Origin of the sequence: Nostoc sp. LPT, assembly GCF_017115165.1 — a bacterium.
In the GTDB taxonomy this organism is placed as follows: Bacteria; Cyanobacteriota; Cyanobacteriia; order Cyanobacteriales; family Nostocaceae; genus Nostoc.
This window is the reverse complement of record NZ_JABXKF010000140.1, coordinates 1-13,631: the sequence shown is the minus strand read 5'-3', so window position 1 is coordinate 13,631 and position 13,631 is coordinate 1. Positions and strand designations below refer to the sequence as shown.

The 13,631-nt window shown below is 39.8% G+C and carries 7 protein-coding genes and 1 pseudogene; 4 read left to right on the top strand and 4 right to left on the bottom strand.

Annotated features, from left to right (window positions below; genetic code table 11):
• Positions 1 to 706 precede the first annotated feature (706 nt).
• The gene (locus HWQ58_RS26835) at positions 707 to 3,238 is read left to right on the top strand and encodes a CHAT domain-containing protein (RefSeq protein WP_292869645.1); all 2,532 of its coding nucleotides are present in this window, start codon (positions 707 to 709) and stop codon (positions 3,236 to 3,238) included.
• 90 nt (positions 3,239 to 3,328) lie between these two features.
• On the top strand, positions 3,329 to 4,021 hold the full coding sequence (locus tag HWQ58_RS26830; RefSeq protein WP_292869643.1) for a DUF928 domain-containing protein: 693 nt from the start codon (positions 3,329 to 3,331) through the stop codon (positions 4,019 to 4,021).
• Positions 4,022 to 4,047: 26 nt separating this feature from the next.
• Here the strand turns inward: HWQ58_RS26830 and HWQ58_RS26825 are convergent, their stop codons facing one another.
• The 3 genes from HWQ58_RS26825 to HWQ58_RS26815 all read right to left on the bottom strand — a co-directional run bounded on the left by HWQ58_RS26825 (position 4,048) and on the right by HWQ58_RS26815 (position 10,924).
• Positions 4,048 to 6,939: a CHASE2 domain-containing protein gene (locus HWQ58_RS26825; protein WP_292869641.1), complete on the bottom strand. Its 2,892-nt coding sequence runs from the start codon at positions 6,937 to 6,939 to the stop codon at positions 4,048 to 4,050.
• A gap of 152 nt (positions 6,940 to 7,091) precedes the next feature.
• A complete protein-coding gene (locus HWQ58_RS26820; protein ID WP_292869639.1) occupies positions 7,092 to 8,393 on the bottom strand; it encodes a response regulator in 1,302 nt (433 codons plus the stop codon).
• Positions 8,394 to 8,503: 110 nt separating this feature from the next.
• A complete protein-coding gene (locus HWQ58_RS26815) occupies positions 8,504 to 10,924 on the bottom strand; it encodes a hybrid sensor histidine kinase/response regulator (RefSeq protein WP_292869637.1) in 2,421 nt (806 codons plus the stop codon).
• A gap of 302 nt (positions 10,925 to 11,226) precedes the next feature.
• Between HWQ58_RS26815 and HWQ58_RS26810 the strand changes: the two genes are divergently transcribed.
• The gene (locus tag HWQ58_RS26810) at positions 11,227 to 12,537 is read left to right on the top strand and encodes a lipid-A-disaccharide synthase (RefSeq protein WP_292869636.1); all 1,311 of its coding nucleotides are present in this window, start codon (positions 11,227 to 11,229) and stop codon (positions 12,535 to 12,537) included.
• Between the two features lie 67 nt (positions 12,538 to 12,604).
• Here HWQ58_RS26810 and HWQ58_RS26805 read toward each other — a convergent pair whose 3' ends face one another.
• Positions 12,605 to 12,991, bottom strand: coding sequence for a hypothetical protein (locus HWQ58_RS26805; protein ID WP_292869634.1), 387 nt, complete (start codon positions 12,989 to 12,991; stop codon positions 12,605 to 12,607).
• Between the two features lie 265 nt (positions 12,992 to 13,256).
• Between HWQ58_RS26805 and HWQ58_RS26800 the strand changes: the two are divergent.
• A pseudogene (locus HWQ58_RS26800) lies at positions 13,257 to 13,461 on the top strand (IS630 family transposase); the annotation flags it as partial.
• Positions 13,462 to 13,631 lie beyond the last annotated feature (170 nt).

The window sequence follows — 13,631 nt, the reverse complement described above, 5'->3', positions numbered from 1 at the left end:
TCTGGTTTTAGACAATTTCATGCCAAGTTTTTGCACCATTATTTCGCTACAAGGTCAAGATTACAGGATTTCTACTCTTCTCTAGTAAGTTTTGCCACGCTAGGTAAAAACTAACTTTTATGTTCGATAAAAATACTCTACACAAATCACATTGTCAAATTTGATCGCATAACAATCTTTAACAAAAATAAAACTAATTTTTACGAAAAAAATCAATTGATTATTACTATTATTAATTGACTGGTAGTAAAGTATATGCATTAAAAAAGAGAAAATTTGTCTCAAATATTAATATTAGGAATTGACTAAAAATAAATTATATGCATCCAAAAAGTATCATAATTAGAGATTGAGATAAAAAACTAAGTACGGGCTTTTCATGGAGTCTAGTTTTAGGATGCTAATAACATCATTTTTGGTACAGTTCAGTGGCGTTGCCAGCGCTCCACTCAGCAAGCTTGAGGCAATGTCTACTGGAGTCTTTATCAGCCCTTTGGGCAAGGCAGTCCTAATAAAGTGGATGGGGGGATGGGGAGCAAAGGCAAGGGGAAAAGAAGCTAATTTCAGCTTGCAGTCTTTTTTCCTTTGCGCCTCTGCCTTTATTTGTAAATATTAGCCAGCTATATTTATGAGGCAGACTTGATACGATTCATCAATGCCAAAATTACGAACTAGCGCAATTATAAATTGCAAATTATAAGCATTTATGCATATTCATCGTTACCTAATTTTAGGCATACTAATCTTTTTCTTAATTACAACTGTTTTACCAGTCACCGCAGAGGATTCTATTTCCCGAACTCAACCTCAAGTCATCTTACTGGAACAAGGAAAACAACTTTATGATGCCGGAAAGTTGGCACAAGCAGCACAAGTTTGGTCACAAGCAGCTCAAATATTTCAGCAAAGGAAGCAGCAGCACTATCAAGCTTTAAGTTACAACTACCTGGCTATTGTTTATCAAGATTTAGGTAAGTGGTCAGCAGCGCGATCGCTAATCACCCAAGCAGAGAATATCCTAAAAACAGTGGATGATTCCTTCCTTTACGCCCAAGTTCTCAATACCCAAGGAAGTTTACAATTTAACACTGGTCAACCGGAATTAGCCTTAGAAACTTGGCAGCAGTCCGAGAAAATCTATCGTTCCCTCAAGGATGTAACAGGGATTGTGCTGTCGCAGATTAACCAAGCTCAAGCATTGCAAACTTTAGGAGAGTATCGTCGCGCCCAAAGACAACTAGAACAAATCAATCAAGACCTTGCTGCTTCACCTGATAATCTCCTAAAAGCTAGGGAATTGCGGAGTTTGGGGGTAACTCTGCAAGTAGTGGGAGATTTAGAGCGATCGCAACAAGTATTATCGCAAAGTTTAGCGATCGCCAAGCTTGTAAATTCTACCGCAGATATTGCCGAAACCTTATTGAGATTGGGAAATACTGCTAGAGCTAGGGAAGATTTTAAAGCCGCCTTAGAATTTTATCAACAAGCAAGTAATAGTGGTGGCGAGCATACTGAATTAGAAGCACTCCTCAACCAACTCAGCCTTTTAATAAAAACCGAGCAAAATCAAGCTGCACTAGTATTATTACCCCAAATTCAAGAACGTCTTGCTAACATTCCTGCCAGCCGTTGGGGAATTTACGCGCAAGTTAATTTAGCAGCAAGTTGGATGAAACTGTCATCATCAAAAACAAAAGACATTGCTCAACTTTTGGCAACAGCAGTCAAACAGGCCAGCGAATTAACAGATGTAAAAGCGCAAAGTTATGCTTTAGGAGAGTTAGGACATCTTTACGAACAAACTCAGCAATTCTCAGAAGCCTTAAATCTCACCCAAACAGCACTAACTTTAGCACAGGGAGTGCAAGCAGAAGATATTGCTGTCAATTGGTTTTGGCAGCAAGGACGAATCGAGAAAGCTAGGGGGAATATTGAGCAAGCAATTACTGCTTATGAACAAGCTGTTGATTCTTTAACATCTCTGCGTCAAGACTTAGTGCAATTGAATCCTGACGTGCAATTTAATTTCCGCGATCGCGTTGAACCAGTGTATCGGCAGTTAGTACAATTATTTTTACAAGATGTAGACAGCCTACCACAAATCATCAAGCAACAACACTTAGAGAAATCTCGCAAAACAATTGAAGCACTGCAATTAGCAGAATTAGAAAACTTTTTCCACCAAGCCTGCTTAACTTATAAACCCCAACCCATCGATAAAATTGATTTAAAAGCCGCAGTCATTTATCCAATTTTGCTAGAACGTCGCTTGGAGGTAGTTGTTTCTCTTCCTGGACAACCTTTGCAACATTATGGAACAAACCTTTCCTCAAAAGAGGAATCAGAGGTTTTTGATGAACTGCGCCAGTCTTTAAACCCTGCTTTCTTGCCTGACGAGGTACTACCTTCTGCCCAAAAATTATATGATTGGTTGTTGCGTCCTGCCGAAAAAGAGATAGAACTTCAGAAGATTAAAACCTTAGTGTTTGTCTTGGATGGTTTTTTACGCAGTGTACCAATGGCAGTTTTGCACGATCGCCAACAGTTTATCATCCAAAAGTACAGCATAGCATTGACTCCTGGTTTACAACTATTAGAGTCTCGGTATCTTCCTCCCCAACAGTTTAAAGTCTTAACTGCGGGTTTAGCAGAAGCACGTCAAGGCTTTGCTGAGTTACCTGGGGTCAAACAAGAAATTAAACAAATTACAAACTATGTTCATGCAAAGATACTACTAAATGAAAAATTTACTCGCGCCAACGTCCAAAAGCAAATAGAAGAAGTTCCCTTTTCTGTAGTTCATCTTGCCACCCACGGTGAATTTAGCTCCAAAGCCGACGACACATTTCTTTTAACTTGGGAAGACCGGATTAATGTTAAAGATTTAGATAGATGGTTAAAAGGTGCATCTTCAAAACTGAGCAAAAATGCTCCACACCAACCAATTGAACTGCTAGTTCTCAGCGCTTGTCAAACTGCCAAAGGCGACAACCGCGCCGCTTTAGGATTGGCAGGAATTGCCGTCCGTTCTGGTGCTAGGAGTACTTTAGCAACCCTCTGGTCAGTACAAGACAAATCAACTGCTAACTTGACAGCAGAATTTTACCGTCTGCTTACCCAAAATGTCGTCAGCAAAGCCGAAGCACTGCGTCAAGCACAACTATCTCTATTAAATTCTTCTCAGTACAAACATCCTTATTATTGGTCTGGGTTTGTACTGGTAGGAAATTGGCGTTGACTCACAATGAAAGAGGCAGGGAGACTCAACAATTCAAAATTAAAAACTCTTGCAATAACAACTTACCACTGACCACAGACATTTCAGAAAATGATAGTAAATAATGCCTCATATCAATTTAAATTCTTTACTGTTGGCTTATCTCTACAACTGTTGATATTTGCCTTACCCAGTTTGGCGCAATCAGAATCAGTCACTTCAATTGCCAGCCTACCAGACCAATTCGTTTTTCAAGAGACTTTTGAACCACCTGGAGAGCCAGAACCAAAAAGTGAAACTGTTGGTGCAGGTTCTCGTGATGGGCTAAGGTGTTCTGAGAATGAACAGCCCATTAGACCTTTGATGCCAAAGCGTAACTTTGGGTTAACCTTCCAAGATCATCCTCCCGTATTTATTTCCTTACCCAAAACTTCAGCACAAAAGGTTGTGCTGACCTTTAGAGATGAAACGGGTAACTATTATGAAAGAACTTTTTTACCTATTACTGCTAGTGGAGGGATTGTTAGCTTCACTCAACCCAAAGAAAAAACGCCGCTAACCGTAGGTAAAAATTACGAATGGTCATTGGTAGTTGTCTGTGGAAAAACTGTACAACCAGACGATCCTATATTTAAAGGTTGGGTACAACGAGTTGCAAAAACCACCAAAGTAGATAGGGAGTTGAGCCAGTTGACTACCATCGGTCAAGCAAACTGGTACGCACAGAGAGGATACTGGTATGAAATGCTCATGACTATAGAGAAAGCTAAGAAAGCTGAACCCAAGAATACCCAATTAAAATAATTCGTAATTAATTACGAATTATTTGGTCAATCATCCTGTTGTAATATCTTGTCTATCAACTGCTGATTTTCTTTGCCTTCTGCTTGTTTGAAATATTCAATCGCAATTTTTCCAGCAGCAGGTTGCTCTTTTGCAACCGCAAGTAGTAACTTGAGAGTTTGCTGGAGTTGGATTTTCTCAAGCTGTTTAGTTGCAAACATAGGTAGAATAATCGGAGCAAGTATTAATCCCAATAATGAGGGAATAATTGGAATCCACCAACCTTGTAAAAATGCCAGATAACTAAACACGATTAATCCTAGTCCAGTGCTAGTGACGACAAACATTAATTGTTTAGGTGATTTTAATCGCCAAGCAATTAATGTTCCTATCCCAGACCAAAGCAAAATCCATAAGCTCTCCCATATCTCAGACCAAGTTTGCAGCATTCCTCTTCCTTGCAGCGCTGCGGTTAATATTTGGCTGGTAATATTAGCATGAATAAATACTCCTGCCATTTGTTTTGATGACCCAAATAGCCGATTGTTATAAGGTGTTTGAAACAAGTCATTAATACTTTCAGCTGTTGCACCAATTAAGACAACACGATTTTGGATTTTTTCTTTTGGTATCCGTTCTTGCAACAAATCTGTGATAGAGAAGCTTTGAAAATTTTGTTCTGTACCGTGATAACTAAGTAAAATTTGATAACCTCCAGTATCAGCCCAAACATAGCCTCCGTCAAAAGGTTGCAAGGGTATTATTAAGGCTTTACCCAGCTGAATATAATGGCGATTTTGAGGATGGGGATAGGGAGTGATGCCAACAGTTTTTAAGTATTGTAATGCTAATTGTAAACCCAAACTCTGGCGTAATTGATTTTTTGGCGATCGCGCAGCAGTGAGGCAGTCGCAGTCCTGGCGGTTTCCGTCGGTTGCGAACTGCCTAACCCAAAGGGTAGCGAGTCCGCGTTCGCGTAGCGTCTCGTAGAGAGTGTCTAGCTGCGCCAACGTCCGCCGTAGGATGCCCGCAGGGCTGTAGGGCGATCGCACTGTCAATAAGGCACGACGTACCTTACCATCTCCATCCAATACTTGGTCACTAAAACCCACCTGGCTTAATTGGGCTAATACTCTTGGTGGTGCAACCTTAGTGCCTACGACTTTATCAATACCAATAAGATTGGGAGTAGCTTTGAAAAATTCTACTAATTCTTGATACCCCGGTTCTACTGGCAAATCTCGATATAAATCCAACCCAATTACTTTAGGTTGATAAGTTTTCAATTTGTTGAGCGCTTTAACCAAAATATTATCAGGTATGGGGTATTGTCCTATTTTTTGTAAATCTGGTTCATCAATTGTAATTACAACAACACGAGAATCAATTCCTGCTTGGGGTCGTTGTTGCAAAAAGCTATCATACATATTCCATTCCATTCCCTGCAATAAACCAATGAAGCGTAGCAGGATAATAAAACTAGTAATACCAATTGCAAAGCTGACAATACACGGTTTACTAAAGTGTAATACAGCATTTAATTTAGCAGCTTTTCGGGCTTGGTTCAAAATCCGATTTGCTTCTCTCGCAGCTGTTAGAGTAAACTGTGCTTTTTCTAATTCAATTTTTTCGGCGTTTAAATTTATTTCAATTTCTTGTTTATCTAACTGCTGACTATTAGCAAGAAAGTGATAATCTATATTAGAAAGCTTTTTATTTTCTGACCAAGCTACTGCTTCTTTTAATGTTATACCTTTTAATAATTGAGATTTATCTTGCTGATTGCTTGCAAGCCATTTTTTGATATTTTGAGAATATGGACGTAAATTTTCTAGCTTTGTGGCAACCCAATCTAAATTAAATATAGTTTGATATATTTTATTTTTAATTTTGATTTTTCCTTGAGATGTGATAACTAAGCCTGATAAAATTAACTCATTCTTTTCTCTAATATCATAAATTGTGACATCTTCTCCCATTAAAATTTGCTGATAAAATCCTAACAGTCTTCCTGCCGTTTGCTCGTTCTCTAAAAGACGCGAGCTTATTGTTCTTAAATGTTCTGGTTCATCTTGAAACTCCCAATTATTTATAATATGTGACCTGACTAAACTAGCAATAAATAATTGAGAATTATTTATTAGTAATTTATCTTTATCTTTACATTTTTCATTTGCCACAATTTGACATAGTTTTTGAGTAAGAAATGGTTGTCCACCAGTCCAAACTAATATCTCTTTTAAAATAAGTTTTGGATTTACTACTTTTCCTTGCAATCCTTTTGTTAAAGGAATAGTTTCTTGTAGCTTAAAACCCTGAATTTCTATTGATTTACCAATATTAAATGGTGTACGTCTTTTATCTTGAATCAAATCTAATGGAGTTGCAACTCCGAAAATAGCAAAGGTAATACGTTGATATTCAGGATTGATTGCTCGTTGATTATAGCAAAACCGAATCAATGCAAAAAAATCATCAACTGAGAAATTTAAACTCAGAATACTATCAATTTCATCAACAAAGATAAATAATCGTTTGTCAGGAAAATGAAGCTGTAATAATTCTTCAATAAACCACCTTAATCTTTCCAGTAAAGATATATCTTCTTGTTCACGCCACCAACTTTTTAAGTTGATTTTATTTAATAAATTAAAACCTAACCATAAATCACCAACTACACTCTTATACCACTGGAGTGGGGTGATATGGGAAGTACCAATAATCGACATATCAATGGTACTGCATTTAAATCCTTCTTGTTCCAAGCGATGTTTTGTACTTGCAAGTAGAGAGGATTTACCCATTTGTCGAGAGTTCAATATATAGCAAAACTCTCCCTGCTTAAGAGCCTCATAAAGTAGGTAATCTGCTTGTCTTCGTACATAACTAGGTGCATTAACTGTCAAACTTCCACCGACTTGGTATTTATAATCAATCATAGGTTTATCAGATGATGTCTAAAAGCCCGATTCCATTAAAAGTGATACCAGCAAAAATTCTTTGAGTTGCATTAGCCACGCGTGTTTTTAAGTACAACTTTCAATTTACCTGTTTTTGGCCTTAACCGAAAAGTATTGGATGGAGAACAACCTCATCGGATAGGTAATTCAATCACAAACTCTGTACCCTCACCTTGTGTTGAATGGCAACTTAGCTTACCGCAATGATTATTAACTACAATTTGGTAAGCAATAGATAAACCTAGTCCTGTTCCTTTACCGATGACTTTTGTAGTGTAGAAAGCATCGAATATCTTTGTCTGGTTTGCTTCGCTGATTCCTGAGCCATTATCTGCAATTCTGATAATAACTCGCTCTCCAATTGCTTCAGTTTTAATCCAAATCATCCCAATATGTCTAAAGTTTTCATCAAAACATTGATTTTTTTGGATTTCTTCAATTGCATCGATACCATTACCAATCAAATTCATAAAAACCTGATTTAATTCGCCTGGATAGCACTCAATAGGTGGTAATTCTCCATATTCTTTAATTAATTGAATTCCCGGACGATGACCATTTGCTTTGAGTCGATGTCCAAGAATAAGTAGCGTAGTTTCTAACCCTTCATGCAGGTTAGCCAGTTTTTTTCCTGCTTCTCCGTGTCGAGAAAACTTATTCAACGATGATACAATTTCTGTAACGCGCTCTGTACCTAGTTGCATAGAGCGAATAATTTTGGATAAATCATTCAACAAGTAATTTATATCTTTTGTTTTAATAGCATTTTGAATTTCAGTTGGTGGATCGGGCAGATATTTTTGATATAGTTCGAGTAAATTAACAACCTCTTGGAAATACTCTTCAATAAAATTCAAGTTGCCAGCGATAAAATTTATGGGGTTATTTACTTCATGGGCAATTCCTGCTGTCATTTGACCCAAGGTTGCTACCTTTTCTGCTTGAATCAGTTGGGTTTGAGCCTGTTGTAATTCGGCGTTTTTGGCTGTCAGGGTTTTCGTCAAATTTCTTAGCTTCAGTTGATGCTCTATTCGCACTAATACCTCTTCATACTGAAAAGGTTTAGTAATATAATCTACAGCTCCTAATCGTAATCCTTTAACCTTATCAGCAGTATCTGAAAGAGCAGTCATAAAAATGATTGGAATATCCTGAACACGAGGATTACTCTCACTTTTTAGATATTTACAAGTTTCAAACCCATCGATACCCGGCATCATGATATCAAGCAAGATTAAATCAGGTAAATTATCATTGTCTAATCTCTGAATTGCTTTTTCACCACTACGAGCTGCCCAAACTTCAAATCTAGACTGATCCAAAAAGCTTGACAAAACTTGTAAGTTGGCAGGGTTATCATCAACGACTAAAATAATTCCTCTGCTAGGATCGCTATTTAGGGAATTCTTCTGATCGCCTATAGTTGCTGTCATAATATTTCTACTCTATATTGATTCACGTTGCTTCTTTGCGAGATGCCAAAGGCGATCGCTGAAAATTCACAATTCACGCATGACAATCCCCATAAATAGATTTAGGGAAATTAATCCTTTTCTTTTTCGCTCAAAAAGTTGAGGATTAAATCTTCGTCGAACTGCCTCGCTAGCTGCCGCAATTGGTTAGCAAAGGGAACGAATTTTGTATCTGTTTCCTCTAGTTTATCTGCCCATTTGAGAATGTCATTGAAGTTACCTTTACTTGCTAAGTTCATCAGTTCCCGCAATACATCGGGGGAAGGAGAAGTTAATTTATCTAATGAGCTATCAAGTGTTGTAGCCGAAGAATTGATTTTTTGTGACTCAGACTGCTGGTAAATCCATGCCAAACCTAAGTGGCACTCTAATTGATGCAGTAATTCATCTGCCTGTATCGGTTTGCTCAAAAAGGTGTCACCTCCTGCTTGCAGACTGCGATGTTGGTCGGCTTCAAAGACACTAGCGGAAGAGACGATAATCTTGACATCCTCGATATCTGGAGTATGACGCAGGTATTTAATCAATTCAAACCCATCCATTTCTGGCATGAGCAAATCTGTAATCACCAAGTCTGGTTTCAGGGCGATCGCTTTTTCTAAACCATCTTTACCGTTGCTGGCTTCAATCACATTGAAACCCAATGGTTGCAATAAGTTTGTAATTACTGTGCGATTCTCCCAGCGATCGTCCACCATTAAGATGGTGCGCGGACTACCTGCAAAGCCAATAATTTGTCCCTGGGATGCAGCCATAGCAGACTGTACCCATTCGCTGGCTTGGGCGATCGCAATTTCAAACCAGAAATTACTACCCTGACCAATCTCACTTTTAACCTGGATATCACTACCCATCATCTGCACCAACTGCCGAGTAATAGCTAAACCCAGCCCTGTCCCTTCTATCTGATGCTTTTTCTCACCTACTTGTTCAAATGGCAAAAAAATGTTGCCCAATTGGGTTGGAGTTATGCCAATTCCTGTGTCTTTTACACTAAAGTGAATGCGATATTTCTCTGTCTGCCCATCAGCAGTCAGTTGATCGACTACCTCAACCTTGAAATTAACTTTACCCTCATCAGTAAATTTAATGGCATTTCCCAGCAGATTCAAGAGAATCTGACGTAACCTTTTGACATCAACATGAACCCCTGTGGGTAAGTTGCTGGCGGGTTCATAGACAAACAAAATGCCTTTTTGTTCTGCCCGAATCTGGCAAATTTCTGCAATACCCTGTAAAAAAGACGGAAAATGCACATCTTGAGGATGCAGTTCTAGTTTTCGCGCTTCAATTTTGGAAAGATCCAAAATGTCATTAATTAAAGTCAGCAGATGAGAGCCACACTGTTCAATGATGTTTACATGATATTGCTCTGGCTCCGGCAAACCTTTAGAACGCAGCAAAATTTGAGCACAACCCAAAATACCATTCAAAGGCGTTCGCAGTTCGTGGCTCATATTGGCTAAAAATTCGCTCTTAGCCCGGTTTGCGGTATCAGCCGCTGCTTTAGATTTTTTCAGTTGAGCTTGTTCAAACGCTTGCACCTGCCACAAGACAGTGATCGTTGTCACTGTCAATCCGGCCACAACTAGGGCGATCAGATCGAGAAATTGTAGCCGAGATTCAATATTTTGGCGCGGAATTACCAAAGCCACAGACCAATTAGCTTCTCGCAACGGTACATAAGCAACATACTTTTTGGTACCGTCAATTTCCATCAACTGAATTCCCTGTTGTTTGTTTACCATTCGCTGGGCGATCGCATTTAAATTCCGATCTGGAATTTTCAGCAGGCTGGGTGCAGGTTTTTCTAGCGTTGACATTAAGGTTGAATTGGGATAGACGATCGCTTCTCCTTGGGAATTGAGGGCGAATGCATAGCTGTTCTTGCCGTAGCGCAGCGAGTTGACTACCTTAGCAATGCGATCGACTTTAACATTGCCGTGGAAGACCCCAATCGGTGAATGATTGGTAGGAGAATTTGACCAGATTGGGGTAGCGATCGCAATTAAAGGAATGCCTGTGGAACGGCTGATAAAGGGATCGGAAATGTTGCTTTTTCCAGCTAGTGCTTTTTGAAAGTAGTCTCGATCCTTAATATTCTTATTTGACCGACCAACCTTAGTATTAAAATACGAACCATCCGGGGTAGCCATTAGGAAAAAGAAAAATTCATCGATCCGCTCAATTTCTGACTTTAAATAAGGTTCTGCCACAGACCAGTCTAAGGAGCGTACAGCGGAAGTATGAGCAATGGTTTGCACCTCCACTTTCCGAACATGCAACCATTCTTCAATTTCATCAATCCCTTTCTGTACCTCTAAAAAAGCTTTTCCTCTCAAGTCTTCTAGCGTTATTTTCCGAGCGGCCTGATAGCTAAAATAAGCAGAAATACTTACAATAAGAGTAGTGCTGCCAAGAATAAATCGGATCAGTAAATTGCGCGAGGAATATATTTTGGGAGCGGATGGGCTGGAGTTGCCTTTTATCACAGGATTCACCCTCTAAATGGGTTTGGTAAGCAAAAAAAAAGGGCTATGTATATTTAGATTGCCCAAAAAATTATTGATAATCGCAGCTATGATTGTTACCCATAGCTGCGATTATCAATACCCTAAACTTTGCTGACCATCAAGCCCACATCAAACAGGCACAAGTGCGAGTTAAACTCCCTGAAAAACTAACTAATAGTAGCAACAAATTAAATGTGGAACAGATTATCAAATATCACTAACAAGCTACAGTATATACCTATAACATAGTAAAGAATTAGGTAACATTTGCCTTTTAACTAATGACTCAAGTAGATATTCTGATCCTTTCAAATGGTCCGGGTGAAGTAACAACCTGGGTGCGTCCAGTAGTAAAGGCGTTGCGGCAAGAATTAGGGGATGACCATTCTTTAGTGAGGATTTCTGTAGTATTATCACCTTGCTCAAATGCCAGTGGTAAAGAAGCAGCGATCGCTCTTTCTTACCCAGAAGTAGATAGAGTTCAGGCAGCAGAACATTTTTGGCAATTTTTGCTTTGGGGCAAAACATTTGAAAATTGGGATTGGAGAAGTCGCGGTGTAGTTGTTTTTCTGGGCGGCGATCAAATTTTTCCAGTGATTATAGGCAAAAAGCTCGGATATCGCACAGTTGTTTACGCCGAATGGGAAGCCAGGTGGCATAACTGGATTGATCGCTTTGGAATCATGAAACCCGAAGTGTCAGCCAAAGTCCCAGCAAAATATGCTCACAAATTCACTGTTATCGGTGATTTGATGCTAGAAGCACAAGAACAAGTCAACACTCCCTACTCCCTACTCCCTACTTCCCACTCCCAAATCATTGGTTTACTCCCTGGTTCAAAAGCAGCAAAATTAGCCCAAGGAGTACCATTAACTCTAGGCATTGCCGAATATATTCATGCAAAAAGACTGCAAACTAAATTTGTGATTCCTGTAGCCCCAACTTTGGATTTACAAACTTTAGCTAGTTTTGCCGATCCCCAAAAGAACTCTATTGCTGAAACCTTTGGCTTTACTGGTGCTTGCTTAATTATCCCAGAGGATGCTAAAGGCAAAGCATTGCTCAAAACAGCAACGGGCTTAATTGTGGAACTGTGGCAAGAAAACCCTGCATATCATTTATTATCCCAGTGCTGCATCTGCTTGACTACAGTGGGGGCAAACACTGCCGAACTTGGTGCTTTGGGAGTGCCAATGATTGTTTTACTACCAACGCAGCAACTTGACGCTATGCGTTCTTGGGATGGTTTACCTGGATTGTTGGCAAATCTGCCAGTAGTAGGTACACCCTTTGCTAAGGTGATTAATTGGTCATTTTTGAGATTTGTGAGACGCAAAGGTTTATTAGCATGGCCAAATATCTGGGCACAGGAAGAGATAGTCCCAGAACTTATAGGTAAACTTCAACCGCCAGAAGTTGGGGAAATGGTTTTAGACTTTTTGACGAATCCAGAAAAATTGGATGATATGGGCGCTAAACTCCGTAATATTCGCGGTGAAAGCGGTGCAGCTCACAAGATAGCACAGATTGTTGGTGAGGAAATTGGGAAGTCGGGAGAGATGAGGAAGCTGTTCTTGAGCAGGGGGAGATGAGGGAGATGAGGGAGTAATGGGAGCAACATCCCCCTCATCCTCCTCATCCTCCTCATCTTCACTCTACCTAATCCGAAGATTCTCCATCCCTGCGCCCAAGTTCATAAATGCCGGCACCCATACAGGCTAATATACCTGTACTAATTCCCCAACTTTCACCTAAACTAATTTCCAGAACCCAATTACATAAAGCGCCGACTACCAAAAAAGGCACAATGCTAAATAGTGAGGCGTAGAAAGCGTTTTGGGATTCTCTGGCTTTACGAGTCTTTTCAAATTCCGACTGGCTGGTGTAGAGCGATCGCTCGGCAAAGTTAAACCAGCGATTGAGTTGCTCGATTACCCATTCATTCACTTTGGAAAAACCTAGATATAGGGCCAATGACCACAAACTCGCTCCAGCGATCGCGATCGTGTCTAACTCAAAACGGAAAGGCAAAATTTCAGTCAGCATTGCTTGAGGGAGTCCTGCAAAGGGTCAACTTTAGCTGTGAGTAAATGCTAAATAAACCTCTTGTGCAATTTTAAGCATAAAGGTTAACAAGATTTCAACTACTTGCTAAATCTCCCGCTTCTTAGCTTAAACAAAAGCTAATTTACGGATTGCTGGGTAAATTATCGGGGTCGATACCGAGAGAACGTAAATGCCGTGCCAATTTTTCTGCTTTTTCTTCTGCCGTTAAATACCGACATCCTTGTTCGTCATACCAAGATTTGAGGAAGCAGGAATCAGTTGGAAGAAAACCGCAAAATTGAATCCTAAAGCCAATCCAGATGCTGTTGCAGAAAAAAAAAGAGATTGAAACATTATTGGCAAACCACCGCGTTGAAATCGAGACAGGAAAGTTGAGAGTATTCCTCATTGATGAGTGTCATTTCATGTGGGGAGATGTCATTGGCTATGTGTGGGGGAAAACTGACCAAGCCCCGTTGGGGCGGGGTTGCAGGTTTGGGGTGTGGGGTTACTCCCTTCTAGAGAGCCCCAACAACCATCAATTTCACTTGCCCCGTCAATTCACGGCGTAGCAAAAGGTCATTATCACAAGCCTCGACCAATGCCGTCCTCCCTATACCCTACACCCTACCCCCTATAC